Origin of the sequence: Flavobacterium tistrianum, assembly GCF_003254545.1 — a bacterium.
GTDB classification, from domain to species: Bacteria; Bacteroidota; Bacteroidia; order Flavobacteriales; family Flavobacteriaceae; genus Flavobacterium; species Flavobacterium tistrianum.
Genome location: NZ_QJRH01000072.1, coordinates 35,465 through 62,190, shown reverse-complemented (window position 1 = coordinate 62,190; position 26,726 = coordinate 35,465). Strand labels below are relative to the sequence as shown.

Genomic DNA, 26,726 nt, shown 5'->3' with positions numbered 1-26,726 from the left:
TTTGGACAGTTTCCCGTTCCATCACCATGACGAGGATTTCGCTTATTGTTAACTTTAAATAAGTTTTTTATCAAAAGTCTTTTATATATTTAGTCAGTACAAACGTATAAATGTAAATTTGAAAGAAATAGTAAAAATGTAAGAATTTTATTCTGTTAATTCTGCAATCTTGTCATTTCGAGGAACGAGAAATCTTCGCGAGAGGCTCTACAAAGATTGGATTCTCATTGCGGAGTTACTTGCGAAGATTTCTCGTTCCTCGAAATGACAAACTATATGTTTAGTGTGTAAAATCAGTTTAGTTTACCGTAGCACCATTTGGCGCATCAGCATCTGGATTTACAAAAACCAGTTTTCCTTCTGCATTTGTTGTCATCAAGATCATTCCTTGGCTTTCAACACCGCGTAAAGCTCTTGGAGCAAGGTTTGCCAATACAGAAACACGTTTTCCGATAATTTCTTCTGGAGAAAAACTTTCTGCAATTCCTGAAACAATTGTACGAACATCGATTCCTGTATCTACTTTAAGCACTAAAAGTTTGTTTGCTTTTGGCATTTTTTCAGCCTCAAGAATAGTTCCGATACGGATATCCATTTTCGCAAAATCCTCAAACTGAATTAAATCTTTTTGTGGTTCTGCTTGTTTGTTTTCAGCAATATTTGCAGTTTTTGTCGCTTCCAATTTGTCTATTTGTTTTTGTATTTCTTCGTCTTCGATTTTAGCGAAAAGCAATTCTGCTTCACCAATTTTATGTCCCGCAGGCAATAAATCTGAGTTTTCAGAAATGTCATTCCATCCTAAAGTTTTATCAATAAAGATGTCTTTTGCATCACGATTTTTCTCTTTCAAGAATTTGCTGAAACCTGCAAAATGTTCTTTTAGGTCAGATAAATTCAATATTTTAGAAAGCTTAGCAGCAGTAAAAGGTAAAAACGGTTCTGCCAAAACGCTCAATGCAGCAGCAATTTGTAACGCTACATACATTTGAGTTTTTACACGCTCTGGATTGTCTTTCATCACTTTCCAAGGCTCTTCGTCTGCTAAATATTTATTTCCTAAACGAGCCACATTCATCAATTCACCCAAAGCTTCACGGAATCTGTAACGCTCAACTGAACTTGCAATTACAGCTGGATACGCTTTTAATTCTGCTAAAGTTTGTTCGTCAACTTCTGTAAATTCGTTTGGCGTTGGGATAATTCCGTCGTAATATTTGTTGGTTAAAACCACAACACGGTTTACGAAGTTTCCGAAAACGGCAACCAATTCGTTGTTATTTCTAGCTTGGAAATCTTTCCAAGTAAAATCGTTATCTTTTGTTTCAGGAGCGTTAGATGTTAAGGCATAACGCAAAACATCCTGCTTATCTGGAAACTCTTCTAAATATTCGTGCAACCAAACTGCCCAGTTTTTAGAAGTCGAAAGTTTGTTTCCTTCTAAGTTCAAGAACTCATTTGCTGGAACGTTGTCTGGTAAAATATAGCTTCCTTCAGCTTTAAGCATCGCTGGGAAAATGATACAGTGAAAAACAATATTGTCTTTTCCGATAAAGTGAACCAGTTTAGTATCTTGATCTTTCCAATATGGTTCCCAATCTTTTCCTTCGCGCGCAGCCCATTCTTTTGTAGAAGAAATGTAACCGATTGGCGCATCAAACCAAACATAAAGTTTTTTGCCTTCAGCACCTTCAACAGGAACATCAATTCCCCAATCAAGGTCACGCGTTACGGCACGAGGCTCTAATCCTGCATCGATCCAAGATTTTACTTGTCCGTAAACATTGGTTTTCCAGTCGTTTTTATGTCCAACTAAAATCCATTCTGTTAAGAAATCAGAATATCTGTCTAAAGGTAAAAACCAATGTTTTGTTTCTTTAAGAATCGGAGTTTCTCCTGTAATTGTAGATTTTGGATTGATCAAATCAGTTGCGTTCAAAGTAGATCCGCATTTTTCGCATTGATCTCCATAAGCTTCTGGATTGTCACATTTTGGGCAAGTTCCGACAACAAAACGGTCTGCTAAAAACTGATTTGCTTTTGCATCGTACAATTGTTCTGTAACTTCTTCAATAAAATCTCCTTTATCATACAATGTTCTAAAGAATTCTGAAGCCGTATCATGATGAATTTTTGCAGAAGTTCTAGAATAATTATTGAATGAAATTCCGAAATCTTCAAACGATTTACGAATAATTCCATCATATTTATCGATAACCTCTTGCGGTGTGACTCCTTCTTTTTTGGCTTTCATCGAAATTGCAACTCCATGTTCATCGCTTCCGCAGATAAATGCTACATCTTTTCCTTGCAATCTTAAATATCTCGAATATATATCTGCAGGCACGTAAACCCCAGCCAAGTGACCAATATGAATAGGTCCATTAGTGTAAGGCAATGCTGCTGTGATAGTATATCTTTTTGGATCTTGTATCATAATTCAATTTTATTGAGTGCAAAAATAAGCAATAGAATTGAGATTTTAATATTACGTGGAGATTCGCTGATTTTTTCGCTGAGATTCACTTAGTTTTTCCTCAATATTGTCATTTCGACGAAGGAGAAATCTTCGCAAGTAGCTCAACAAAGATTGACGCTTTTAGGAACGGAGTTACTCGTGGAGATTTCTCCTTCGTCGAAATGACAAAATAACCTTGAAAAGACTTTGCGTCTCTGCGCCTTGCGAGATTATTTGAGTATAATAATTAAAATCTTTGCGAATCTTTGCGTAAAAACTTCGCGTTCCTCTGTGTAATTTCTCCATAAAATAGAACCAGTTTAAACTACGATTCGCGCTTATAAATGACAATATATTTCGCAATCTTTGCCATCCGAAAAAAACAAAAAAACAAATTTATGAGCAAGACTAAATTAATCATCAATAAAAACGGATCAATCAAAATTGAAGGTGATTTTGAAATCATGGATCCAGAAGGAACACTTTACGGTTTGCAAGGAAGACAAGCGTTAGGACTTTGCCGTTGCGGACATTCTTCAAACAAACCATTTTGCGATGGAGCGCACAGAAATAACTTTGAACATGATTCAAAAGCGTTTGATTTACCTCCGATGAAAACGAACTAAATCTTTATTAGGTTTTGAATATAAAAAAAGCTGCATTTTTTGAGATGCAGCTTCTTTGTTTATATGTAAAGTTCTCCTTTCATTGTAATAATCGAAGAACCGCCTACTAAAATATCTTCCTCACGATTCATAACTTCAATCATCGACGGCTGTTTTAATTTTACGCCTTGAAGAATTTTATATTCCTTATCTGATTTAGTGAATTTCTTTTGAGTTAAAAAACCAATCAATGGCCCGGCGGCTGTTCCTGTTGCAGGGTCTTCATTTATTCCGATTATGGGATTAAAAAACCTTGTTTCAACTATGTGGTCTAAGCCTTCTTCGGCTGGGGTGAAACAATAAAAACCTTCAAAATCATATTCTTTTGAGATTTCGATTAAAAGCTGACTGTCAGGAATAAAACTATTTAATATTTGACTGTTTTTTATGGGAACCATCGTATGTGCAACTTCTGTCTTTACTATTGTTGGCACAAAAGCATTTACATCCAAATCTTCAATCTTTAAGCCCAACGCTACCGCAATTCTATAAGTTGGAATTTCCTGTTTGATAACTGCCGATTTTTGATGCATTTGAACAATTGGAGAAAGAGTTTCAGAATCAAAACTTACAGTCAACGGAATTGCAGAATGGTTCATAATCACAAAAGGCTCGCTCTCATTTTGCTCGTCAAAAATTGGGATTCCTTTTAAAAGTGCGCCACAGACAGCGCCCAACAAATTATGTCCTGCACCGTCGATTTCGATTCCAGTTGGGGTAAACGAGCGAACCATCAGCGCTTTTTCTCTTGTAGAATAATAGACAAAAGAGGTTTCAGAATAGCGAAACTCTCGAGAAATATTCTGATATGTTTCTAGTTTTAGATTTCCATCTGTAAAAACTACAGAAAGCGGATTTCCTTTGTAGCTCTCATTTGAGAATACGTCTAAAACGTAATATTCTAATACTTTTCTTTGGGTCATATTTTCTGGTTTTGAAGCTTAGTCGATCTGAATGCGATAAAATTACAGTTTATTATTGTATTTTACATATAAGCTTCACTTTTCAATACGCCAAAATGAATATTTAGTGAAGAAATAAATCACAGTATGCTATATTTGATAGCAATAAAATTAGATAATAAAAAGTTTTACTGCTATTCTAGCAGTACTTTTTACTTTTTCTTGAGGATTATTTAATATTGAATAACAGTAAAAAAGAAATGCAATGGCTACATCATTACTGTGAAATTAAATTGAAATCTATTGAAGGTTATTGCTCAAAAACTACTTTTTTATCTGTTTTTGCTGTTTTTACAATGTCATAAGGTTTAGATGGTTTCTTAGTAAGATTTCCGTTTTTAAGCTTTTCGACTTTTACAATTATGGTATTGCGGTTTTCGGTCATTTCTACAATATCTATAGAATGTCCGTCGTTGGGTTGTGTTTTGTCAATTACGGCAATAACTTGATATTGGCTAAAATCAATATTCATTTCTTTAAAACCTTTTGCTACATCGCTAGTGATGTTCATTTCTTTCTTAAAGTTGTTCCAGGTTTTAGCGTCTTTAATTACCAAATGTCTTTGAGCTATACTTTGACCATTAGAAAAAGAATCTCCTTTGCCCACTAATGCAAATGGAACATCAGACTGTGGCAATTCATCATTATCACAGCTGGCCAGCAAAAGCAGGATGCTAAATAGTAGTAAGATCTGTTTCATGTTTTTGGTTTTAGCTAGGAGGACTTCGGTGTAAAGTCTTATTTCTTAAACAGATATGCTTTTTTATAAATGGTTGCTTAAAGGTAGTCAATTTTTGACCAACTTTTTAATTTATATTGATAACGTTGTTTTTTGTTAAAGATTGTAAGGACAAACGCAGAAAAACTAGAAAAATTGTATTTCACGTCAAAAAGACTATTTTGTACGTTAAACAGCGTAAAAAATAACGCAAAATAAATAAGTTTAAAAAGGAACATTGAATTATTTCCCTCAACTTTGCAAAACAATCTTTTTAAATAAAAACTCAAATGGAATTCGGTAAAATTATTATTTCAGAAACTGCAGCAAATAGTGAAAATCCTCAAGATGTTGTCAATTCAAATATTTCGGTAATTAATTTAATGCGCGAAGAAAAAATTGACGATGATCTAATTCACGAAGATGCATTGTTGAGTTATTATTTAGATTTTTATGCCTCGAAGTATGCAGAAGGAAATTTTTCGAAATTCGTTCATGATTCGGGCTGGAATAAGGAACTTAATGAATTAATAGAAGAGGGTTTGGCTTTAATTGGTGCCGAAAAACATTTGGAACTGTTTAAAGAGCAATGCCGTAAACTGCGTTTGCAGAGCAATATTAAATTAGGGAAGTTTTTAAAAGAGAAATACGACGCGCCGAATGCTTTTAAAGATTTGTTGAATAATAATGCCTATTTTGAATTGGACGAAAATTTAGCCGAATTGAATGCTGCATTTTTAAAATCGCATCCTGATACTGAAGTGCTTTCTGTCGAAGAAATGTTTAAAACACTGGAAGAGTTTGTAGGTCACGAAATTAAGAGAGATTAAATTTTTGTTTTTTCGTTATGGTTTGTAAGAAAATTATATATTTGGAATGCCCTAATATCTAATAAATCAAGCCTATGAAAAAAACGATTCTTTTAAGTGGCGTTTTGCTGTTTTTGTTTTCCTGCGGGAAGAATGAAAAAGTTAAAAACGATGCCGAAGTTCAATATCAGGAACTGCTTTCGGAAACGCAAGCACAACTTGGCCACAACAAAAAACCAATAAGAAAACTCATTTTTAAAAATCTGGATGAAATCGAAGATTCAAAAGAAATGAATCTGAATCTGCTCTCAAAAGTGGCATCAAACTTAAAAATTAAATATTCAGATATTAGAATTAACGAAACAAGTTCTATCAATTATGATGAGCAAACCGTTTTTTTTGTTCTGACAACGGTGTCGCATGATAAAAAAGCATTTAAAACCAGCGATGACGATAATGAGGTGGGAAATTATTTTCAGCGTAAATATTTATTTGTAAATCGTGAAGACGGAACTGTAATTGCCGAAGAGTTTGACGATAATTTAGGTTATTATGATAATGAAGCCATTCAGTTTTCAAAATCGCATATCCTGAAAGATCTAGTTTTTCTAAACGAAACTACTCCAGCAATTGCTTTTTATACCGAAGCCAATGCCAGCAGCCGAATTGTTTTGTATTCGGAAAAGAAATTTACATTGATAACTTTGGCTGATAACGAGATAAAAAAGGTTTTATATGAATATCCAATTCGATTGACCAATGGCGATTCTAACGGAAGCGGGACTTTTCAGATAGAAACTTTGGAAACCGGAATGAGCTTTTCGGATCATAAAACCAACGGTTATTTTGACTTAATCATTTCCAAAAACTTTTCTTATGAAGAAGCCGTAGAAAATGATTTAGAAAATGGTATCGAAGAAAAAAGCGACTTGAAAATTAAAAAAGAAATAGAAAAGATAAAGTATAACGGAAGAGAATACGCTTTTCACAGAGATGACAGGCATCGTTTTCTAGAGTAAAATTCGAAAAAAAAAACGATAACATCAAGAGCACTTTTACAGTGCTTTTGCTGTTTATAGGAGATTTCGGTTTTACTGTAAAACTTTGACCTAATGTTAACAAACATTTCCTTAAATTTGCTTCCGTTATAAAAAATACAATAGTTATAAAAATCAAGCTATGTTACAAATTGCATTTATTAGAGAAAATCAAGAGAAAGTAATCAAAGCTTTAGCAAAACGAAATATCGATGCTAAAAGCGTTGTTGAAGAGGTGGTTCAATTAGACGAAAATCGTCGTGCTGCACAGGTGGAATTAGACAATACTTTATCAGAATCTAATAAATTGTCCAAAGATATTGGTGAATTGATGAAAGCTGGAGAGAAAGCCAAAGCAGCGATCTTGAAAGAAAAAACAGTTTCACTAAAAGAAAAAAGTAAAGAACTGAGCGAAAAAGCAGAAGCTTTGGCTGTTGAGTTAACCAATAAATTATACACATTACCAAACCTTCCTGCCGATATTGTTCCTGAAGGAAAAACGGCAGATGACAATTTGAATGTTTTCGAAGAAGGAGATATTCCAGCTTTGCACGAAGGCGCACAGCCTCACTGGGAATTGGTTAAGAAATACGATATTATCGATTTTGAATTAGGTGTAAAAATCACTGGAGCTGGATTTCCTGTTTATAAAGGAAAAGGAGCAAAGCTTCAACGTGCTTTGATCAACTACTTTTTAGACAAAAATACTGAGGCAGGGTATAACGAAGTTCAGGTGCCTCATTTGGTAAATGAAGCTTCAGGTTACGGAACTGGGCAATTGCCAGATAAAGAAGGACAAATGTACCACGCTGGATTAGACGATTTATATCTAATTCCAACGGCTGAGGTTCCAGTTACGAATTTGTTCCGCGATGTAATTTTAAACGAAAGCGAATTGCCGGTTTTACAAACTGCCTATACGCCATGTTTCCGTCGTGAAGCAGGTTCTTACGGAGCGCACGTTCGCGGATTAAACCGTTTACACCAGTTTGATAAAGTAGAAATTGTTCGCATCGAGCATCCTGATAATTCTTACGCGGCACTTGACGGAATGGTAGAACATGTAAAAGAGATTTTAAAAGAATTAAAATTACCTTACAGAGTTTTACGTCTTTGCGGTGGCGATATGGGATTCACGTCTGCTTTGACTTACGATTTTGAAGTGTTTTCTACAGCACAAGATCGCTGGTTAGAAATCAGTTCTGTTTCTAACTTTGAAACTTTCCAGGCAAACCGCTTGAAATTACGTTTCAAAGATAAAGACGGAAAAAATCAATTGGCTCACACACTTAACGGGAGTTCATTAGCGCTTCCACGTGTTTTAGCTGGAATTATTGAAAATTACCAAACTCCAGAAGGAATCGTAATACCAGAAGTTTTACGTCCTTACTGCGGATTTGACATTATAAATTAATTTAGTTGACAGTCTCAGTCTCAGTTTTCAGTTTCGACTGTGAACTGTGACTGAAAACTGCGACTAAAAATTACCACTTATGAAAGACGGAATATTAAATTGGAACGTAGATCCTGTCATTTTCTGGATCACAGATAGTTTTCCGTTAAAATATTACGGAGCTCTTTTTGCCTGCGGGCTTCTTTTAGGTTTTTATATTGTTAGAAATATTTACAAAAAAGAAAATCTTTCTTTAGATAATCTTGATTCCTTATTGATTTATGTAATTGTCGGAACCGTTTTAGGTGCCAGACTTGGACATTGTTTCTTTTACGAACCTGATTATTTCTTCAAACATCCTATAGAAATTCTTTTACCAATCCAGAAAATTAAAGGCGCATATCAATTTGTGGGCTATCAAGGTTTGGCAAGTCACGGAGGATCAATTGGAGTTATAACGGCAATGATTTTGTACTGCCGTAAATACAAAGTGCAATTCTTGGGACTTTTAGATAAAATGGCGGTTGCAGTTCCTGTAACAGGTGCCTTTATTAGAATGGGGAATTTTATGAATTCTGAAATCTACGGAAAACCAACCAACGGAAATTGGGGAGTTGTCTTTCAAAGAGACGATTTGATTCCGAGACATCCAACGCAATTGTATGAAGCTTTTGCCTATGTGTTGATTTTTGTGATTCTGTTTTATATGTATAAATCAGAAAAAATTAGAAACGCACAAGGATTAATCTTTGGAACTTTCTTAACTTTATTATTTACAGCTCGTTTTATAATTGAATTTTTTAAAGAAAATCAAGAAGCTTTCGAGAATAGTATGCTGATTAATATGGGACAGATTTTAAGTATTCCATTTATTTTAATTGGTTTAGCTCTGATTTTTTGGAAAACTAAGAAAGTCTCAGTGGACAGTAACAGTTTGCAGTTTTAACAAGACTGAAAGCCACGATTGCGACTGAAAACTAAAAAAAGTCCCAGTTTACAGTTAAACTTAGACTGAGAACCGCGACTGCGACTGAAAACTTAAAATGAAAGTATGAGAAACATATTGATTTGTATTGTTTTGTTGTGCTCTGGTTTTGCGTTTGCACAAAACGAACAGCTGGCACAATATTATTACGATAAAGGCGATTTTGATAAAGCAAAAATCAGTTATGAAGAGCTTTTGAGAGGCGCGCCATCCAACACGCAGTATTTTTTAAGAACAGTCGATTGCTATCAGCAGTTACAGCAGTTTGCCAACGCAGAGAAAGCAATTCAAGATCGTTACAACCGCTACAAGCAAGGTGTTTTTTTGGTTGAGTTAGGATACAATTTTCAATTGCAGAAAAACGATTCGAAAGCTAAAAACTACTACGAACAGGCAATCGAAAAAATAAAAGTTAATCCGAATGATGTTTACGGAATTGCAAGTTCGTTTGAGAAAAAAGTCTTGCTGGAATATGCTTTGAAAGCCTATCAAACTGCAATGCAGATTCAGCCAAACTTCAATTTCAATTTTCAGATTGGAATGCTGTACGGACAGTTAGGAAAAACAGATCTTATGATCGATTTGTTGTTGACTGAGTCTTTCACAAATCCGCAAAACACTAATCTGATTCAGACGCAATTGTCTCGATTCATGAATGGCGAAACCGACAATACGGCTTTTAAAGATGCAATGCGAAAAGCATTAATCTTAAGAACTCAAAAAGATCAAGACGTTTTCTGGAATCACTATTTAAGCTGGTTTTATGTACAGCAAAAAGAATTCGGAAAAGCATTTATTCAGGAAAAAGCCATTTACAAACGCGAGCCAGAATCGTTAATGAGTATTGTCAATTTGAGTCAATTTGCCATTAATGAAGGAGATAATGATACGGCAGAAGAAATTCTAAACTTCATTCTTCAAAATACTAAAGATTTAGGTTTGCTTGTTCAGTCGAATGCTTATTTAATGCAGATTAAAATCGATAAAGCTCAAGAAAAAGATTATCCAGTTATCGATCAAGAATTAAAGCAATTGCTGGGAACTTACGAAATCAGTCCTTTTACCTTATCTTTGCAAATCATACAAGCGCATTTTCTGGCCTTTAATTTGAAAAAGACAGAAGAAGGAAAGGCAGTGATCAAAAAAGCTTTAGAATTAAATCTAAACGAATATCAAAAAGCCGATGCTAAAATGGAGCTGGCCGATATTTTGCTTTTGGAAGAAAAATACAATCAGGCGCTAATTTATTATTCGCAAATTCAATTGGATTTAAAGAATGATGTAATGGCACACGAAGCCAGTTTGAAAGCGGCAAAAACAAGTTATTACAAAGGCGATTTTGAATGGGCGCAGAAACAATTCAAAGAATTAAAAGCAGCAAACACGCAGTTAATCGCCAATGATGCGTTGGAATATTTTCTTTTGATTAATGATAATACTGCCGCAGATTCAACACAAGTGGCTTTGAAAGCATTTGCAAAAGGAGATTTTTTAATCTATCAGAATAAAAAGCAAGAAGCGGTTATACAATTTCAGAATATTTTAAAGACTTATAAAGGTCAGGAAATAGAAGCGGTAACATTGCTTCGTTTAGGAAAAGTTTACGAAAGCCAGAAAGATTTTGCTTCGGCTTTAAGCCAGTATCAGCAAATTATAGATAATCACAGTGACGGAATTTATGTAGATGAAGCACTGTTTTTCTCCGCTGAAATTTATAACGACGAACTAAAAGATCCAGAAAAGGCAAAGCCTTTATATGAAAAGGTAATTTTTAACCATCAAGACAGTATCTACTTTGTCGATGCCAGAAAAAAATACCGTGAGTTAAGAGGGGATAAGAATTTATAGTTTGGTTTAATCGGTTAATCGATTAACCGGTTAACCGAACAAACGATTAAACAAGAAAAAATGATTATTTACAACGTTACCACAAACATACACGAAAGCGTTCACGACCAATGGTTAAAATGGATGCAGGAAAAACACATACCAGAAATTCTGGCTACTAATAAATTTTCTTCAGCACGAATTGTAAAAGTTCTAGTTGAAGAAGAAATGGGCGGAATCACCTATTCTGTACAGTATATAACAGACAGCAAGGAAACTTTAGAGAAGTTTTATATCGAAGACGAACCAGAATTTCACAGAGAAGCATTAGGTTTATTTGCCGATAAAATGCTTTCTTTCAGAACAGAATTGGAGGTTATTTCGGAGCATTAAATTTTTTAGTTTTCAGTCACAGTCTCAGTTTTCAGTTTCATAACTGAGAGAAAAGAATGAAAACTTTCAGTCTTTGAGCCTTTGTGGCAAGAAAACAAAAAATAAAACTTTGTGCCTTCGCGCCTTAGTGGCAAAAAAAAATAAAGAAGCTTAGTGCCTTTGCAACAAAAAGAATACTTTTGCAGCCTGGTGGCAAACAAGAAATGAAATGGAAAAAGTAAAAGCAAAAAAACATTTAGGACAGCACTTTCTTAAAGACGAAAGTGTCGCAAAGGCTATTGCTGATACTTTAAGTCTTAAAGGATATGAGGAGATTCTAGAAATAGGGCCAGGAATGGGTGTGCTTACTAAATATTTACTTGAAAAGCCAATTACCACGCACGTTATTGAGATCGATACCGAATCGGTAGCATATTTGGATGCACATTATCCAAAATTAAAAGACAAGATTATCTCCCAGGATTTCCTGAAGTATAATATAAATGAAGTTTACCAAGACAAACAATTTGCCATAATAGGTAACTTTCCGTATAATATTTCTTCTCAGATTGTTTTTAGGACATTAGATCTAAAACACCAGATTCCAGAATTTTCGGGAATGTTTCAGAAAGAAGTAGCCGAGCGTATCTGTGAAAAGAAAGGCTCAAAAACCTACGGAATACTATCAGTTTTAGCTCAGGCTTTCTATGATACCGAGTATCTGTTTACGGTTAATGAAAACGTTTTTATTCCTCCGCCCAAGGTGAAATCGGGTGTGATGAGAATGACCCGAAAGGAAGATTACAGCCTTCCGTGTAGCGAAAAGTTATTTTTTACAGTAGTGAAAACCGCTTTTCAGCAGAGACGAAAAACATTACGTAACAGTTTGAAAACATTAAATTTATCAGACAATTTGCGAGAAGACACTATCTTTGATAAACGTCCAGAGCAGCTTAGCGTCGATGAATTTATTGAACTAACTCTAAAAATAGAAGCCAATGGAGTTCAAAGTTAGTAAAGAATTTATACATCAGTTAGAGGAGCTAATCAATAAGAAAAACGACAGTGAACTGGAAGTTTTGCTTAATGATCTGCACCATGCCGATATTGCCGAAATTTTAGACGAATTAGATTTCGATGAGGCAACCTACATCTTTAAGGTTTTAGATAGTGATAAAACAGCCGAAATTCTTCTTGAATTGGAAGAAGATTTGCGTGAAAATATCTTAAGCCGACTTTCACCAAAGGAAATCGCGGAAGAGCTTGACGAGCTTGAAACCAATGATGCTGCCGACATTATCGCCGAACTTTCGCAAGAAATAAAAGCGGAAGTAATCTCTGAGCTTGTCGACGTTGAACACGCCAAAGATATTGTTGATCTTTTGCGTTATGACGAAAATACAGCCGGTGGTTTGATGGGTAAGGAGCTTGTGAAAGTAAACGAAAATTGGAATGTATTAACTTGCGTAAAAGAAATGCGTATTCAAGCAGAAAATGTTTCTAGAGTACATTCTATTTATGTAGTTGATGATGAAAACCGACTAAAAGGAAGGTTATCACTTAAAGACTTGCTGACTTCTTCTACCAAAACTCAAATTGGAGAAGTTTATATCCGAAAATTAAATTTTGTAAATGTTGATACGGAAGACGTTGAAGTTGCTCGTATCATGCAGAAATATGACTTAGAGGCTATTCCGGTTGTTGACGAATTAGGTCGTTTGGTGGGGAGAATTACTATCGACGATATCGTAGACGTAATTAAGGAAGAAGCTGATAAAGATTACCAGTTAGCTGCGGGTATTACACAGGACGTTGAATCGAATGACAGCGTTTACGAATTGACCAAAGCGCGCTTGCCTTGGCTTTTAATCGGAATGGTAATTGAAATCGTAGCTTCTTTTGTATTGAAAGGAAACGAAGGAACATTTCAAAAATATTCTACTTTAATCATTTTTGTACCGCTACTTTCTGCAACAGCAGGAAATATTGGAGTTCAAGCATCGGCAATTGTGGTTCAAGGTTTAGCAAACGGAACATTGAAAGATTTTAGCCGTGGTTATTTTACTAAAGAAATTACTGTATCGATGATTTCTGGAAGTATCATTTCTCTGCTTTTACTCGGCTATCATTCTATTATGTATCAGCAGTACTTGGTAGGGTTTGCTATTTCAATTTCGATGATTGTTGTAATTCTTTTTGCTGCAACTTTAGGAACTTTGGTGCCACTTTTTCTGAACAAAAATAAAATTGATCCCGCGATCGCGACTGGTCCGTTTATTACAACGACCAATGACGTATTCGGAATCATGTTATACTTTGGTGTAGCAAATCTGATTCTTGGATTCTAGATTTTTGCCACAAATTAGCCTTTTACAGTGATTTAAAATCTCTAAAATCTGCGTAATTTGCAGGCGGAAAACGCTGTTAACCAATCAGAAATAAATTAAAGCCAAACCAAAATGAAAGTACACATTATTGGAGGAGGAAACCTTGGAGTTTCTATTGCCTTGGGAATTGCTAAATTCTCGAAAAACAACCAAGTTACTGTTACTAGAAGAAACACTGCAAGTATTCAATATTTATCAGAATATGGAATTACAGTTTCTAACGATAATAAACACAATATTCAGGAAGCTGATGTTGTAATTTTAACTATAAAGCCGTATCAGGTTGATACCGTTTTAGCCGAAATTTTGCCAGTTATTCAAAACAAAACCATTGCATCAGCAGTAAGCGGATTGTCTTTGGATATGCTTCAAACCAAAACAAATTTTGAATATCCAGTTGTTCGCATTATGCCAAATATTGCGGCACAGTTTGGAGAATCGGCAACTTGTATTTCTTTTCCAGAAAAATATGCATCAAATGCGTCGCCAGTTGTTGACTTATTTCAAGATCTAGGAACGGCTCCTGTTATTGATGAAAAATTAATGGATGCAGCGACTGTTTTAGGTGCGTGCGGAACGGCATATGCATTGCGTTATATTCGTGCATCTATGCAGGCAGGAATCGAAATTGGTTTTGATTCTAATACCGCTTTAGCAATTGCGGCTCAAACGGTAAAAGGAGCGGCTAAAATGCTTTTAGAAGAACGAGTGCACCCAGAGCAATTAATCGACCGTGTAACAACACCGCAAGGCTGTACAATTGTTGGTTTGAATGAAATGGAGCATAATGGTTTCAGTTCGTCTTTGATAAAAGGAATCAAAACCTCTTTGAAACAAATCAAAGGTTAAGTTTTAAAGAAATTCCAATATTATAAATTCCAAATTCCAATTTTAAAATGGAGTTTGGAATTTTTTGTTTTGAGATTAAAAAGTTCAGTTTGTCATTTCGAGGAACGAGAAATCTCCGCAAGAAGCTCTACGAAGTATTTAAATTTTATTTTTGAAATTAATAATTACGCTCTCTGGAGCAATATTCGATTATTGATTGCAGGTCTTTTCCGTTTACATATTCAGTAAACATTGTTCGATGATAATCTATTCCTAAATCTTCAATTTTTGCAGTATCAATTTTGTGATTTTTACCAATAATCCATTTTACAAAAACTAATGAATCTACTCCACGAAGTGCAGGTCCTGTACTTCTGGCGTCTAACTTATGACAAGCGGCACAGTTCGCATTGAACACTTCTCTTCCTTTTTCTTGAGTTTCTGATAGGTTTGGTGTACCACAGAAGTTTGGAACTGGAGTATTGCAATACCAATTTATAGGAGGCTCGTATGTTTCCATTTCATAGAAAATTACTCCAACTAATACAATTATTGAAGAAATTGAGTAAAGTAGTATTTGATGAATTCTTTTCATTTAAAGAATTTAAAGTTGGAATTTTTTGGAATTTGCTTTAATCAGATTAATAGAATAGATGGGAGCAATTTTTTATAATTTGTCAAACTCAGCTCGCTTTTTTATTCAAAATATATTTTAGATATAAAAAGCCCGTCAAACCTGCTACGAAAGAAGCAATAAGAATCGCAATTTTAGAAAAAATAATAACCTCAGGATTTTTGAAAGCAAGAACCGTAATAAATATTGACATGGTAAAACCAATTCCGCCCAGCATTCCTGCACCTAAAATATGCGCCCATTTTAAGTTTTTCGGTAACATGCACAAGCCAGATGTCACGCCAACAGACGAGAAAAGTAAAATGCCAAGCGGTTTTCCAACTACAAGTCCTAGAATGATTCCGTATGTGTTAACATGATTAAGACCTTCATGCCAGTTTTCTGTAATTGTTAAAGCTGTATTGGCTATCGCAAATAAGGGAAGAATAAAAAAAGCAACGGGCTGATGCAAAAAATGCTGTAATCTATAAGATGAGGTTTTCTCTCCGCCATCGCCAAACGGAATTACAAATGCTAAAATTACTCCTGTAATGGTTGCGTGAACGCCTGAATTAAGCATAAAATACCACATTATGGCTCCACCAATTAAATACGGAATTAGATTATGAACCTTCATTCGGTTTAAGATAAATAGCAAGCCCCAAATTCCTAGTGCAATTCCGAGATTCAAAAAAGAAATTGATGTGGTGTAAAAAACTGCAATAACGATAATAGCGCCTAAATCATCAATAACAGCCAAAGCAGTTAAAAAAACTTTCAAAGATGTGGGAACTCTTTTTCCAAGAAGCGATAAAATTCCGATGGCAAAAGCAATATCGGTTGCCATTGGAATTCCAGCTCCATTTTGTGTGGTTGTTCCATAATTTAAAGCCAGGAAGATTGCAGCAGGAACCAGCATTCCTCCAAAAGCCGCCATAATGGGCAGAGAAGCATTTTTAATATTGGATAATTCACCATGATAAATCTCGCGTTCCAACTCCAATCCGATTAAAAGGAAGAAAATAGTCATCAAGCCGTCGTTGATCCAATGTGTTATAGAATGACCCGCAACTTCTTTTTCCCAAAAAGCAACGTACGGAATTTGAATCGAAGAATTAGCAAGATAAAGAGATAAAATCGTGACAAAGAGCAAGATAATTCCTCCCGATTTTTCGTTTTCAAAAAAGGCTTTAAAAGTCTTGGTAAGTTTCATTAGAGAAGATTTTCTGAAGATTTATATGATGGATTACGAAATCCGTATTCTTTCAAAGTTAAAAAAAAATCTGAGCAATAAAAAGTTTGGGAACAAAGGCGCAAAGATTCAGAGGTTCAAAGTTTATTGAAAGAGGAAAAACTTTGCGGCTTTGTGACTTTGCGAGATTAAATTAACCGTATTTTTGTTTTTTATAAAATTCAGAAAAAATGAGTATAAAAATTCTTCATATCGATAGTAACAATCCAATTCTTTGGAATCAACTGGAAGAAGCTGGTTTCGAAAACCACGCCGATTTTAAGTCTTCAAAAGAAGAAATCGAAGCAAAAATTCAAGATTATAACGGAATCGTAATTCGAAGCCGATTTAAGATTGACAAGACTTTTTTAGATGCTGCAACAAAGTTGCAATTTATTGCAAGAGTTGGCGCAGGCCTGGAAAGTATTGATTGTGAGTATGCTTTTTCAAAAGGAATTCATCTTATTGCAGCACCGGAAGGAAATCGCAATGCTGTTGCAGAACATTCGTTAGGAATGATTTTGTCATTGTTTAATAATTTAAATCAAGCCGATGAAGAAGTAAAAGCGGGGCATTGGAATCGTGAAAGCAACCGTGGACATGAATTGGATTTAAAAACAGTCGGAATTATCGGTTATGGAAACATGGGAAAAGCTTTCGCTAAAAAATTAAGAGGATTTGATTCACAGGTTTTATGCTATGATATTTTGGATAATGTTGGCGACGAAAATGCCAAACAAGTTTCTCTGGAGGAATTACGCGAAAAAGCAGATGTTTTAAGCCTTCACCTTCCTTGGACACCAGAAACAGATAAAATGGTTAACAGCGCCTTTATAAATGCGTTTAAAAAGCCATTTTGGATTATTAATACATCGCGTGGTAAAAATATAGTTACAGCCGATTTGGTTGAAGCAATGAAAGAGAAAAAAGTGTTAGGAGCAGGTTTGGATGTTTTAGAATACGAAAAACTTTCTTTTGAAACCTTATTTCAAGAAAACAATACACCGGAAGCGCTTCAATATCTTATGGAAGCTAAAAACGTTTTGCTGACGCCTCATATTGCGGGCTGGACTTTTGAAAGTCATGAACGTTTGGCGCAGGTAATTGTAGACAAAATAAAAGCTGTGTACGGCAAAAACTAGGTTACGACCTTTAGATTTTAATAACGAGTTTTTTCTTGTGAATTTTATTTAGTGAGATTAGTTTTATTTGTTAATTTTTAATAATATTGTTTCCGAATTTTAAAAAAATGAATCTAAATAGATTTGTTTAAAGTTTGGAGAAAGCCGAAAATCCGAAGAGTAGGAATTAATAAATTTTTTAAGCAAAGATGGAATTACAAGAAACATCGAATAATTTTGAAGAACAAATCCCAGTATTTAAAGTAGATCCTATTATGGTTTTGCTATTTGGATTTTTAACTTGCGGATTGTATTTAATTTATTGGAACATTAAAGTAGCAGAGGTTTTTAATGCTGTAGCGAAAAGAGAAGTTATTTCGCAGCCAGTTGCAATTTTTGCAGGTTGTTGTATGCCGGTTAATATTTATTTCTACTACTTGGCTGGTAAAGATGCATTGCCAAAAGTATATGAGAAAACTGGTGAGCTTCAAAAAGACCAATCTACTTTATTAATTGTTTTAGGATTCTTTTTTCCTATTGCGGCGGCAATGATTGTACAAGGTGATATCAACAGATTATATAAATAATACGCAAACTAGACGTAAAATTTACGGAATTATCGGTGCAGCAATTACACTGATAGTTCCGTTTTTTTTAATGCTTCATAATCATAATGATCACCTGGAAACAGATCAGTCATTATGCCCTTTTAAGATGCTGACAGGTTTTCCGTGTCCAGGATGCGGAATTACAAAATCCTTAGTCTATTTTTATCAGGGAGATCTATACAAATCAATTTCTTATCATATTTTGGGGCCTTTTGTTATTGCTTTTTGTGCCGTAACGATTGTTGTTTTGACTACAGAATTAATTACCAAAAAAGAATATTTTAATTCGCTTTTATACAACAGAAGGTTAGCTTATGCATTAGCCATTTTTCTGGGGGTTTATCATTTTATAAGATTGGTTTTATTTGTGAGAAACAACTCTTTTGATGATATTTTGCATCAGTCAATTTGGTTTTAAAATCCAATAATCTGATTTTGCAACAATCAGATTTGTTTGTTCAAGTACAGTTTTAAGAATACTAAAAATTAAGATCATGGAAAATACAAAGAGAGAAGATTGGAATAATCCGCGTTACGGACAGGAAAATAAAAAAGTGTTAGCTGGAATTTTAGCTATTTTATTAGGATATCTAGGAATCCATAAGTTTTATTTGGGTTATACCAAAGAAGGAATAATTCAGCTTCTTCTAGGTTTTGCCTTTGGAATTGGCGGTATAATTGGAGTTATCGAAGGAATAATATATCTGACCAGAGATGATGAAGAGTTTTATCAAACGTATCAGATTGGTTATAAAGGCTGGTTTTAAAAGAAAAATACATTTATATCTAAATCCCATTCAGAAATGAATGGGATTTTTTTATGCTTAAAAATGTCTTTTTCTGATATAATAAAAGCTTTTAGAGTCTATTGGCGCTTTTCTAAGTAGATAATTTTGCGCTCTGTTAAAAGAAGTAATGGAGTAACTGAAAATCCATAATGAGTAAGGAATTAAAAAGAATTTATTATGTTAGAAATTTACAAGAAAGTAGTTTTAAAAAATTATGCAAATTTTAATGGAAGAGCTAGAAGAAAAGAATATTGGATGTTCTTTTTAGCAAGTGTAATTATTAATTTCATCTTTGGAATTTTTGAATCATTTTTACCATTTTTTAAAATTGTTACAGGAATTTATGGTTTTGCAGTTTTAATTCCTGCAATTGCTGTTGGAGTTAGAAGAATGCATGATATCAATAAGAGCGGATGGTTCTTACTTATTCCAATTTATAATATTGTATTGTTAGCAACAGAAGGTGAAAAAGGGCCAAATCAATACGGTGCAGATCCTAAAAATCAATTAGAGGATATTAATGAAATTGGAAAAGAATAAGTTCTCTGATTTTAATGATACAAAAGAAGCCGTTTCAATTGAAACGGCTTCTTTATTTGTATTACTCTTCTTTTTCAGATAATTTTTTTTCCAATTCAATCTGAAACTCTTCAATGACAGGTTTCATAGTGCTTTCTGGAATATCTGCTATTCTAATGTACATTAAACCATCAATTGCATTGTTGAATAACGGGTCAACGTTGAAAGCGACAACTCTTGCGTTTTGTTTGATGTATTTCTTAATTAAAACTGGCAAACGTAAATTTCCTGGCTCTAATTCGTCAATGATTTTATCAAACTTATTCAAATCAGATTCTGCTTCGTCGAAAATGAAATCTTTGTCTGCGTCTTTCAGTTTTACTTTGTATGCTTTTTTAGGATGAATATATTGCGCGATATATGGATCGTAATAGTTTGATTTCATAAACTCAATCATAAGCGATTTAGAGAAATCTGAAAACTGATTGCTGATACTTACACCTCCAACCAAATATTTGTGTTCAGGATGACGCAAAGTAGTATGGATAATACCTTTCCATAATAAAAATAAAGGCATTGGTTTTTGCTGATATTCTTTTACGATAAATGCACGTCCCATTTCGATCGATTTGTGCATCATGTCATGCAATTCTGGTTCAAATCTGAAAAGATCAGTCAGGTAAAAACCTTCAATACCATATTTTGGATAGATTTCAGAACCTAATCCCATACGGTATGCTCCAGCGATTTTATTGGTTTCATCATCCCATAAAAACATATGGTGATAATATTGGTCGTATTCGTCAATATCAATCGACTCGTTTGTTCCTTCGCCAACTTCACGGAAAGTAATCTCGCGCAAGCGTCCAATTTCGTGTAAAATGTTCGGTATTTCTTTTGCGCTTGCAAAGAAAACCTCATAGTTTTTGCTTTGTAAAAACCTGCTGTCGCTATCACGCAATGCCTGAACTTCATCAATCAATTTTGATTCGCTTGCGGGCGTTACAATTTTTTTAGGTGCTTTTGGTATTTTAAGGCTTGCCGTGTCAATCAGTTTGGTGTCTTTCTCAAACGGATTTGCCAACATATAGGTTTTCTTTCTTAAGAATTCTGAGTATTCTTCAAAAGATTCGATTTCATTTTGTTCACTTACAGAAATTGGTTTCCCGATACGAACTTTAATTACACGGTCTTTTTGAGTCAAAAGCTCAGAAGGTAATTTCGCAGTTCTTAAAGTATCATCAATTTTAGAAAGCCAGTAGAATAATTTACTGTTTTTGGCATGAAAATAAATTGGAACAACAGGTACTTTAGCTTTTCTAATTAGTTTTATCGCACCTTCTTCCCAAGGTTTGTCTACTACTAATTTGCCATCTTTATAAGTTGACACTTCTCCTGCAGGGAAAATTCCCAAAGGTTTTCCATCGCTCAAATGGCGCAACGTTTCTTTAATGCCAATTACGCTCGATTTTGCATCCTTATGGTTTTCAAAAGGATTAACCGGCATAATGTATTTTTTCATCGGAACAATTCTGTGTAACAAGAAATTGGCAATGATTTTGAAATTTGGCTCTCTTTCAAGCATCAATTTCAAAAGCAAAATTCCATCAATTCCACCAAGCGGATGATTAGAAATGGTTATATACGCACCATCTTTTGGCAGACGTTTTAAATCTTCTTCAGGGATTTCAAACTTAATTTCCATTTCGTCCAAAATTCCATTCAAAAAGTCAAGGTCTTCCAAATGTTTATTGCGATCGTAAATTTTATTAAGGGTCGAGATCTTAAGAACCTTCATAAGAATCCAGCCAGAAAAGGTACCGAAAACTCCGTACTTTTCAACATTTATTGCCTTTGCAACTTCTTTCGCGGTAACTAAACCCATGTACTACTTTTAATTTATTAGAACAGCGAACAAAGATAACAAAAAACTCTACTTTTCGCTGTTTCCAAGACAAACTTTGCACTTTTTTATTACATTTGGAATCCTAAAAAAATCACTGATGAAAATTATTTCTTATAATGTAAACGGAATTAGAGCGGCAATAAACAAAGGGTTTATCGAGTGGCTGCAGCAAGCAAATCCTGATGTAATATGTCTTCAGGAAATAAAAGCGACACAGGATCAAATTCCAGTAGATGATATTACAGCAGCAGGTTATCCGTTTCAATATTACTATCCTGCAACCAAAAAAGGATATAGCGGAGTAGCGATTCTTTCTAAAACAAAACCGAATAATATTGTTTACGGAACAGGAATTCACCACATGGATTTTGAAGGAAGAAATCTTCGAGCAGATTTTGATGATGTTTCAGTAATGAGTTTATACCTTCCGTCTGGAACAAACATTGAAAGACTAGATCATAAATTTATGTTTATGGATGATTTTCAGAATTATATTAATGAATTGAAACTTATGATTCCGAATTTAATTATTTGCGGAGATTATAATATTTGTCATGAAGCGATAGATATTCATGATCCCGTTCGTAATAAAACCGTTTCAGGATTTCTTCCTGCAGAACGTGCTTGGCTGGATGCTTTTATGAAATCTGGTTTTATTGATAGTTTCCGTCATTTCAACAAAGAGCCTCACCATTATTCTTGGTGGAGTTATCGTGCAGGAGCTAGAGGAAATAACAAAGGCTGGCGTATCGATTATAATTTGGTAAGCAATGTATTAGAAGACAGATTAAAAAGAGCTGTTATACTTCCAGACGCTATGCATTCAGATCATTGCCCTATTTTAGTCGAAATTGACTAATTTTTGGTATTGTTCTTGTTGAGAGAAAGGTGGTTTAAATTCAAGAATTGATTCTGAATTTTAAAATTGTGAGATTTTAAACGCCTAAAATAAAAACCAATTAAAGTAAGATGATTAAAAAAGCCTCCATCGGATTATTGGCATTAGCCTTGTCCACAACGTCATGTGTTTCTAAGAAAATTTACAATGATCTGGAAACAAAATATTCTGATTTGAAAAAAGAAAACCGTTCTATCGCTGATGAAAATGAAAGTTTGAAAGCGGCAAAAAATCAATTAGAACTAGACCGTGATAAACTGACTAAAGATTTGGCCAGCACAAAAGACGATTTGGCAAAACAAAAAGCTGATCTTGCTGCTGAACAAAAGAAATATAAAGTGCTTCAGGATTCATACAATGCATTAGAGAAAAATAGCAATGATGCATTAGAGAAAAACATGGCTAAAAACCGTGAATTGTTAGCGCAACTAGAAGCAAAAGGTAAAGCTCTTGCAGATGAACAAGCTCGTTTGGATAAAACAGCTAATCGTTTGAAAGAATTGGAAGATATGATTGCGGCTAAAGAAGAATCAATGCGCAAACTTAAAGAAACTTTATCTAAAGCCTTAAATGGTTTTGAAGGTAAAGGTTTAACAGTGGAACAGAAAAACGGAAAAGTATATGTTTCTATGGAAAATAAATTACTTTTCAATTCAGGAAGCTGGGCTGTTGGTGTTGAAGGAAGAAAAGCTGTTGTAGAACTGGGAAAAGTTTTAGGAGACAATCCAGATCTTTCTGTTTTAATCGAAGGACATACAGATGATGATCCGTATGCTGGTTCTGGACCAATTGCAAACAACTGGGATCTGTCAACTAAAAGAGCAACAGCAATCGTAGCTATTTTAAGCGAAAACCCAAAAATCAATAAACAAAAATTAACCGCGGCGGGAAGAAGCGAGTTTTCTCCACTAGCAAGCAACGCTACTCCGGAAGGAAAAGCTAAAAACCGTAGAATTGAAATTATCTTGACTCCAAGATTAGACGAGATTGCGGAGATGCTTAATAGCATAAACTAAGGTTCAAAGGGACATAGGTTCAAAGGCTCAAAGGTTTTTACTTTTGAGCCTTTTTCTTTCCTGCAAGGTTTATAAAACCTTGTAGGTATAAATATCTTATTTCAATATAAAAAAAATAAACCTACAAGGTTTTAGAAACCTCGCAGGAGAAACCAAGAAAATCTTGTACTTTTTTTAACCTTTCACAAATTTAGATTTGAAAAATCCCTTTGTACCTTTGTGACTTTGCAACTTTGAACCTTTAAAGAAAAAATGAAATACACAACATTACCCAACACCGATATAAAAGTTAGTAAAATATGCCTTGGAACAATGACTTTCGGGCAGCAAAATACAGAAGCAGAAGGGCACGAACAAATGGATTACGCTCTTGAAAGAGGAGTTAATTTCTTTGACACAGCCGAAATGTATTCCGTTCCTGCAAGTGAAGCGACTTACGGAAGCACAGAAAAAATTATTGGAACTTGGTTTAAGAAATCAGGAAACAGAGATAAGGTAATTTTGGCTTCTAAAATCGCAGGTCCGAATCCGAATTTTGGATACATGCGTGAGAAACTGGATTTTTCTCCAGCAAGTATCAAATTTGCTGTTGAGCAAAGTTTAAAAAGACTTCAGACAGATTATATTGATTTGTACCAAATGCATTGGCCGGAAAGAAAAACTAACAATTTTGGTCAGCGCGCTTTTCATGGACATGATGATGTTTGGGAAGATAATTTCAGAGAAATATTAGAAACTTTCGACGGATTAATCAAAGAAGGTAAAATCAAACATATTGGAGTTTCTAATGAAAATGCGTGGGGAATGATGCGTCTTTTGGAAGAAAGCAAATACAACAATCTGCCAAGAATCAAAACCGTTCAGAATCCGTATTCTCTATTGAACCGTTTATTTGAAGTGAATTCTGCAGAAGTTTCAAAATATGAAAATGTTGGTTTATTAGGATATTCACCTTTAGCCTTCGGTGTTTTGACTGGGAAATTCTTAACTGGCGAAAGTCACCCAAAAGCGAGAATTAATCTTTTTCCGCAATACAAACGTTACAGTAGCGATCAATGTACAGAAGCAACAAAATTGTATCAGGAAATCGCTAAAAAGCATGGTTTAACGCTAACGCAATTAGCAATGGGATTTGTGTTGCAACAACCGTTCCTGACAAGTGCTATTATTGGCGCTACAACCTTGGAACAATTAAAAGAAAATATCGATACGATTGATGTTGTTCTTTCTAAACAAATCTTAGCTGAAATTGATGCAGTTCAGGCTATAATTCCTGATCCAGCTCCATAAGTTTTTTGCGTACAAGTGATTTTTTGCCACGAAGGCGCTAAGGCACGAAGTTTTTTTCTTTTTAATCTCGCAAAGACGCAGAGTCGCAAAGTTAAATTTTTAAGTTCAATTGCGTCCGGCTTTAGCTGGATGAGAAGATAAGCGCAAACAAGAAGGCTTTAGCCAAACTTTACTGGTTTGGCTAAAGCCTTTTCTATTTTAACCTTATTCCACTAGCTTAAGCTAGTGGCTATTCAAAAAACTTTGCGACTCTGCGTCTTTGCGAGATTAAAAAGAAAAAAACTTTGTGTCTTAGTGCCTTCGCGGCAGAAAATTACAAATCAAATTCATCATCAACAGTCAAAGAATCTGCTTTGATTGCTGTCGAATCTGGAACTTTAATTTTAATTAAAGAACGCGCATTTCCAGAAATGTAAACCGGCAATAATCCAATCGTGTCTTCGGGAACTAAAAGTCCTCTTCTAAACATTAGATTCTTCAGGAATTTTTGGTTTTTAATAGCATAATCTTTCAAGTTACCTTCATCATTAAACTGATACATAAATTTTCTTGGTTTCGGAATAATCGTTGCCAAGTACAGACATTCATCAACATTTAAAGCTGAAGGGCTTTTTTGGAAATAGAAATGGCTTGCTTCCCCGATTCCGTATACATTTGGACCCCATTCAATAATATTGAAATAGACTTCGAGCATTCTTTCTTTGCTAACAATTCGGTTGTTTTCTAAAATGTAAACTAGAAGGATTTCTTCAAGCTTTCGCGAAAGCGTTTTTTCACGAGTTAAAAAGACATTTTTAATCAACTGCATGCTGATTGTGCTGGCACCGCGAGAGAATTTCTTCGTTCTAATGTTTTTTAGAATAGATTGTTTGAAAGCTTCGTTTATGAATCCGCGATGCGAGAAGAAAGATGGATCTTCGGTCGTTAGAACGCATTTTCTCAAATAAGGCGAAATTTGATCCAACGGTGTATAGTTCGGATTTGCATTTCCAACCAAAACAGGTCTTTGCAATACATTCTGAATAATGGCGCGATAAACAAATTCGCCGTTTAATTTATTTAAATCGGCTTCACCATATTTCGTAATTCGTAAATCCTCTTTATTTAGCTTACTGTCAAAAACAAGTGTGTTTGGTTTGTTTTTGTTGAATTTGAAATCCAGTTTATAATCGAAATTTCCAGTTGCCTGCATTCCTTGAAAATGTGTAAATAATCCGTCAGGAAGCGAAACGATAAAATCCTGCGCTTTCATTTTCGGAATATCGACTTTCAAAGTATAAACCGTATCTTTTTCGGTATCATAAGAAATATAAGGGCGAACTTTAATTTTGTTCAACTGCATTGTTGAAGTGCTATCGATAGAGATGAAACTATCGCCTAATAAAAAGCGATAATCAAAACGAGCATTTTTTATAACCACATCTTTGCTCGCGATTTTTGGGTGATTGATTGTAAGATTTGTGATCGAAGTATAGCCATCAATATGAAGTTCACTGCCGCTTTTATCAATATTTTGAACATTTAATCGAATAGAATCGAAACTAGCCTTAAGATTGTATCTTTCGTCAAGATAAGGAACACGAATGGCGCCAGTATCAAGATTAAAAAATCGAATATCTGCTTTTTTATTTCTTGGATCGGCAAATCCTTTAATATTCCAGCGCTGATCAAAATCTTTTGCCTGAACATGAAGATTAGTTTCGAGTTGTTTGTTGCTTAAAACCAATTTGTCTACAGCAATATTGGTTTGTTTTCCGTTATCGTCGATTTTGAATTTGAAGTTTTTCAGATCCATATCAGTCGGAACTAGATTCAACACTTTCGAAATAATTCTGTAAGCAAACGAAGCGTATTTGCGTTTTTCGTTTGATTCTGTTTCTTCGCGATCTCTTTTTAGAAAAGCATCAAAATTTCGTTTTTTGCCTTTTTTAACTAACTGAATATATCCATTGTCTACTTTTAGAGTTCCAACTTGAACATCGCCAATTAATAAATTGCTTAAACTAATGCTAGTTTCTACATTTTTTATTTTGACAAGTGTGTCAGCATTTATTGGAGCCAGAACTACATCTGTCAATTTTATAGTCGATAAACCATCAAAAGAAGCCGATTCTACAGAAAAATTACTGTTGTACTGAACAGCCATTTTATGGGTAACTTTTGCTATGGCCTGGTTTAGAAGTGAATTACGGAAATAGTACAGTCCGATGCAAAGCACTAAAATTACTATTCCTAGTATTTTTAATGCTTTGTATATTTTTTGTTTTGGAAAATTCATAGAAGGAGTGGTATTTGAAA

At 34.5% G+C, this 26,726-nt stretch carries 24 protein-coding genes and 1 pseudogene; 18 read left to right on the top strand and 7 right to left on the bottom strand.

Features of this window, described 5'->3' with window-relative positions; translation table 11 throughout:
- Nucleotides 1-298: 298 nt before the first annotated feature.
- A complete protein-coding gene (metG, locus tag DMB71_RS17060) occupies nt 299-2,434 on the bottom strand; it encodes a methionine--tRNA ligase (protein ID WP_111368133.1) in 2,136 nt (711 codons plus the stop codon).
- Nucleotides 2,435-2,853: 419 nt separating this feature from the next.
- Here metG and DMB71_RS17055 point away from each other — a divergent pair, with 419 nt between their 5' ends.
- Nucleotides 2,854-3,081 carry a CDGSH iron-sulfur domain-containing protein gene (locus DMB71_RS17055; protein WP_111368922.1) on the top strand — a complete coding sequence of 76 codons (228 nt, stop codon included), beginning with the start codon at nt 2,854-2,856 and terminating at the stop codon, nt 3,079-3,081.
- A gap of 59 nt (nt 3,082-3,140) precedes the next feature.
- Here the strand turns inward: DMB71_RS17055 and DMB71_RS17050 are convergent, their stop codons facing one another.
- Together DMB71_RS17050 and DMB71_RS17045 are read right to left on the bottom strand one after the other, a co-directional pair.
- The gene (locus DMB71_RS17050; RefSeq protein ID WP_111368131.1) at nt 3,141-4,043 is read right to left on the bottom strand and encodes a PhzF family phenazine biosynthesis protein; all 903 of its coding nucleotides are present in this window, start codon (nt 4,041-4,043) and stop codon (nt 3,141-3,143) included.
- A 289-nt stretch (nt 4,044-4,332) separates the two neighbouring features.
- Nucleotides 4,333-4,782, bottom strand: coding sequence for a protease complex subunit PrcB family protein (locus DMB71_RS17045; protein WP_111368130.1), 450 nt, complete (start codon nt 4,780-4,782; stop codon nt 4,333-4,335).
- Nucleotides 4,783-5,090: 308 nt separating this feature from the next.
- Here DMB71_RS17045 and DMB71_RS17035 point away from each other — a divergent pair, with 308 nt between their 5' ends.
- From DMB71_RS17035 to proC, 9 genes are all read left to right on the top strand, one after another.
- The gene (locus DMB71_RS17035; RefSeq protein ID WP_111368127.1) at nt 5,091-5,630 is read left to right on the top strand and encodes a DMP19 family protein; all 540 of its coding nucleotides are present in this window, start codon (nt 5,091-5,093) and stop codon (nt 5,628-5,630) included.
- A gap of 74 nt (nt 5,631-5,704) precedes the next feature.
- Nucleotides 5,705-6,628: a hypothetical protein gene (locus DMB71_RS17030; protein ID WP_111368125.1), complete on the top strand. Its 924-nt coding sequence runs from the start codon at nt 5,705-5,707 to the stop codon at nt 6,626-6,628.
- 160 nt (nt 6,629-6,788) lie between these two features.
- Complete coding sequence (gene serS, locus DMB71_RS17025) at nt 6,789-8,060, top strand: serine--tRNA ligase (RefSeq protein ID WP_111368123.1); 1,272 nt, start codon at nt 6,789-6,791, stop codon at nt 8,058-8,060.
- 79 nt (nt 8,061-8,139) lie between these two features.
- The gene (lgt, locus tag DMB71_RS17020; protein ID WP_111368121.1) at nt 8,140-8,985 is read left to right on the top strand and encodes a prolipoprotein diacylglyceryl transferase; all 846 of its coding nucleotides are present in this window, start codon (nt 8,140-8,142) and stop codon (nt 8,983-8,985) included.
- 105 nt (nt 8,986-9,090) lie between these two features.
- Entirely contained in the window at nt 9,091-10,872 is a 1,782-nt protein-coding gene (locus DMB71_RS17015; protein WP_111368119.1) for a tetratricopeptide repeat protein, read from the top strand.
- A gap of 60 nt (nt 10,873-10,932) precedes the next feature.
- On the top strand, nt 10,933-11,244 hold the full coding sequence (locus DMB71_RS17010; RefSeq protein ID WP_008465514.1) for a DUF4286 family protein: 312 nt from the start codon (nt 10,933-10,935) through the stop codon (nt 11,242-11,244).
- Nucleotides 11,245-11,452: 208 nt separating this feature from the next.
- On the top strand, nt 11,453-12,238 hold the full coding sequence (rsmA, locus tag DMB71_RS17005; protein WP_111368118.1) for a 16S rRNA (adenine(1518)-N(6)/adenine(1519)-N(6))-dimethyltransferase RsmA: 786 nt from the start codon (nt 11,453-11,455) through the stop codon (nt 12,236-12,238).
- A complete protein-coding gene (gene mgtE, locus DMB71_RS17000) occupies nt 12,222-13,571 on the top strand; it encodes a magnesium transporter (RefSeq protein ID WP_111368116.1) in 1,350 nt (449 codons plus the stop codon). Before rsmA ends, mgtE begins: the two co-directional genes overlap by 17 nt.
- A 111-nt stretch (nt 13,572-13,682) precedes the next feature.
- Nucleotides 13,683-14,459, top strand: a complete 777-nt coding sequence (gene proC / locus DMB71_RS16995; protein WP_111368114.1) for a pyrroline-5-carboxylate reductase — start codon at nt 13,683-13,685, stop codon at nt 14,457-14,459.
- A 318-nt stretch (nt 14,460-14,777) separates the two neighbouring features.
- Here the strand turns inward: proC and DMB71_RS22295 are convergent.
- Both DMB71_RS22295 and nhaA read right to left on the bottom strand, forming a co-directional pair.
- A pseudogene (locus DMB71_RS22295) lies at nt 14,778-14,868 on the bottom strand (c-type cytochrome); the annotation flags it as partial.
- Nucleotides 14,869-15,121: 253 nt separating this feature from the next.
- Nucleotides 15,122-16,264, bottom strand: coding sequence for a Na+/H+ antiporter NhaA (gene nhaA / locus DMB71_RS16985; protein ID WP_111368113.1), 1,143 nt, complete (start codon nt 16,262-16,264; stop codon nt 15,122-15,124).
- A 209-nt stretch (nt 16,265-16,473) separates the two neighbouring features.
- Here nhaA and DMB71_RS16980 point away from each other — a divergent pair, with 209 nt between their 5' ends.
- The 5 genes from DMB71_RS16980 (at nt 16,474) to DMB71_RS16960 (ending at nt 19,339) form a co-directional block, all read left to right on the top strand.
- The gene (locus DMB71_RS16980) at nt 16,474-17,424 is read left to right on the top strand and encodes a 2-hydroxyacid dehydrogenase (RefSeq protein WP_111368111.1); all 951 of its coding nucleotides are present in this window, start codon (nt 16,474-16,476) and stop codon (nt 17,422-17,424) included.
- Between the two features lie 188 nt (nt 17,425-17,612).
- Complete coding sequence (locus DMB71_RS16975) at nt 17,613-17,990, top strand: DUF4234 domain-containing protein (protein ID WP_008465507.1); 378 nt, start codon at nt 17,613-17,615, stop codon at nt 17,988-17,990.
- Nucleotides 17,965-18,429, top strand: coding sequence for a DUF2752 domain-containing protein (locus DMB71_RS16970; protein ID WP_111368110.1), 465 nt, complete (start codon nt 17,965-17,967; stop codon nt 18,427-18,429). Before DMB71_RS16975 ends, DMB71_RS16970 begins: the two co-directional genes overlap by 26 nt.
- A 76-nt stretch (nt 18,430-18,505) precedes the next feature.
- Nucleotides 18,506-18,778 carry a TM2 domain-containing protein gene (locus DMB71_RS16965; protein WP_111368108.1) on the top strand — a complete coding sequence of 91 codons (273 nt, stop codon included), beginning with the start codon at nt 18,506-18,508 and terminating at the stop codon, nt 18,776-18,778.
- A gap of 198 nt (nt 18,779-18,976) precedes the next feature.
- The gene (locus DMB71_RS16960) at nt 18,977-19,339 is read left to right on the top strand and encodes a DUF805 domain-containing protein (RefSeq protein ID WP_111368107.1); all 363 of its coding nucleotides are present in this window, start codon (nt 18,977-18,979) and stop codon (nt 19,337-19,339) included.
- 61 nt (nt 19,340-19,400) lie between these two features.
- On the opposite strand, the gene DMB71_RS16955 is transcribed toward DMB71_RS16960, so the two are convergent.
- Nucleotides 19,401-21,203 (bottom strand): GNAT family N-acyltransferase, encoded by a 1,803-nt coding sequence (locus DMB71_RS16955; protein ID WP_111368105.1) that lies wholly within the window; start codon nt 21,201-21,203, stop codon nt 19,401-19,403.
- 118 nt (nt 21,204-21,321) lie between these two features.
- Between DMB71_RS16955 and DMB71_RS16950 the strand changes: the two genes are divergently transcribed.
- The 3 genes from DMB71_RS16950 to DMB71_RS16940 all read left to right on the top strand — a co-directional run bounded on the left by DMB71_RS16950 (nt 21,322) and on the right by DMB71_RS16940 (nt 24,428).
- Entirely contained in the window at nt 21,322-22,083 is a 762-nt protein-coding gene (locus tag DMB71_RS16950; RefSeq protein ID WP_111368104.1) for an exodeoxyribonuclease III, read from the top strand.
- Nucleotides 22,084-22,193: 110 nt separating this feature from the next.
- On the top strand, nt 22,194-23,138 hold the full coding sequence (locus DMB71_RS16945) for an OmpA family protein (RefSeq protein ID WP_111368102.1): 945 nt from the start codon (nt 22,194-22,196) through the stop codon (nt 23,136-23,138).
- Between the two features lie 252 nt (nt 23,139-23,390).
- Nucleotides 23,391-24,428 (top strand): aldo/keto reductase, encoded by a 1,038-nt coding sequence (locus DMB71_RS16940; protein WP_111368101.1) that lies wholly within the window; start codon nt 23,391-23,393, stop codon nt 24,426-24,428.
- A gap of 313 nt (nt 24,429-24,741) precedes the next feature.
- On the opposite strand, the gene DMB71_RS16935 is transcribed toward DMB71_RS16940, so the two are convergent.
- Nucleotides 24,742-26,706, bottom strand: coding sequence for a transglycosylase domain-containing protein (locus DMB71_RS16935; protein WP_111368099.1), 1,965 nt, complete (start codon nt 26,704-26,706; stop codon nt 24,742-24,744).
- Nucleotides 26,707-26,726: the final 20 nt, after the last annotated feature.

Bases quoted from the DNA above. Each gene is read 5' to 3' on its own strand.
- metG (WP_111368133.1), bottom strand. From the start codon at position 2,434: ATGATACAAGATCCAAAAAGATATACTATCACAGCAGCATTGCCTTAC.
- DMB71_RS17055 (WP_111368922.1), top strand. From the start codon at position 2,854: ATGAGCAAGACTAAATTAATCATCAATAAAAACGGATCAATCAAAATT.
- DMB71_RS17050 (WP_111368131.1), bottom strand. From the start codon at position 4,043: ATGACCCAAAGAAAAGTATTAGAATATTACGTTTTAGACGTATTCTCA.
- DMB71_RS17045 (WP_111368130.1), bottom strand. From the start codon at position 4,782: ATGAAACAGATCTTACTACTATTTAGCATCCTGCTTTTGCTGGCCAGC.
- DMB71_RS17035 (WP_111368127.1), top strand. From the start codon at position 5,091: ATGGAATTCGGTAAAATTATTATTTCAGAAACTGCAGCAAATAGTGAA.
- DMB71_RS17030 (WP_111368125.1), top strand. From the start codon at position 5,705: ATGAAAAAAACGATTCTTTTAAGTGGCGTTTTGCTGTTTTTGTTTTCC.
- serS (WP_111368123.1), top strand. From the start codon at position 6,789: ATGTTACAAATTGCATTTATTAGAGAAAATCAAGAGAAAGTAATCAAA.
- lgt (WP_111368121.1), top strand. From the start codon at position 8,140: ATGAAAGACGGAATATTAAATTGGAACGTAGATCCTGTCATTTTCTGG.
- DMB71_RS17015 (WP_111368119.1), top strand. From the start codon at position 9,091: ATGAGAAACATATTGATTTGTATTGTTTTGTTGTGCTCTGGTTTTGCG.
- DMB71_RS17010 (WP_008465514.1), top strand. From the start codon at position 10,933: ATGATTATTTACAACGTTACCACAAACATACACGAAAGCGTTCACGAC.
- rsmA (WP_111368118.1), top strand. From the start codon at position 11,453: ATGGAAAAAGTAAAAGCAAAAAAACATTTAGGACAGCACTTTCTTAAA.
- mgtE (WP_111368116.1), top strand. From the start codon at position 12,222: ATGGAGTTCAAAGTTAGTAAAGAATTTATACATCAGTTAGAGGAGCTA.
- proC (WP_111368114.1), top strand. From the start codon at position 13,683: ATGAAAGTACACATTATTGGAGGAGGAAACCTTGGAGTTTCTATTGCC.
- nhaA (WP_111368113.1), bottom strand. From the start codon at position 16,264: ATGAAACTTACCAAGACTTTTAAAGCCTTTTTTGAAAACGAAAAATCG.
- DMB71_RS16980 (WP_111368111.1), top strand. From the start codon at position 16,474: ATGAGTATAAAAATTCTTCATATCGATAGTAACAATCCAATTCTTTGG.
- DMB71_RS16975 (WP_008465507.1), top strand. From the start codon at position 17,613: ATGGAATTACAAGAAACATCGAATAATTTTGAAGAACAAATCCCAGTA.
- DMB71_RS16965 (WP_111368108.1), top strand. From the start codon at position 18,506: ATGGAAAATACAAAGAGAGAAGATTGGAATAATCCGCGTTACGGACAG.
- DMB71_RS16960 (WP_111368107.1), top strand. From the start codon at position 18,977: ATGTTAGAAATTTACAAGAAAGTAGTTTTAAAAAATTATGCAAATTTT.
- DMB71_RS16955 (WP_111368105.1), bottom strand. From the start codon at position 21,203: ATGGGTTTAGTTACCGCGAAAGAAGTTGCAAAGGCAATAAATGTTGAA.
- DMB71_RS16950 (WP_111368104.1), top strand. From the start codon at position 21,322: ATGAAAATTATTTCTTATAATGTAAACGGAATTAGAGCGGCAATAAAC.
- DMB71_RS16945 (WP_111368102.1), top strand. From the start codon at position 22,194: ATGATTAAAAAAGCCTCCATCGGATTATTGGCATTAGCCTTGTCCACA.
- DMB71_RS16940 (WP_111368101.1), top strand. From the start codon at position 23,391: ATGAAATACACAACATTACCCAACACCGATATAAAAGTTAGTAAAATA.
- DMB71_RS16935 (WP_111368099.1), bottom strand. From the start codon at position 26,706: ATGAATTTTCCAAAACAAAAAATATACAAAGCATTAAAAATACTAGGA.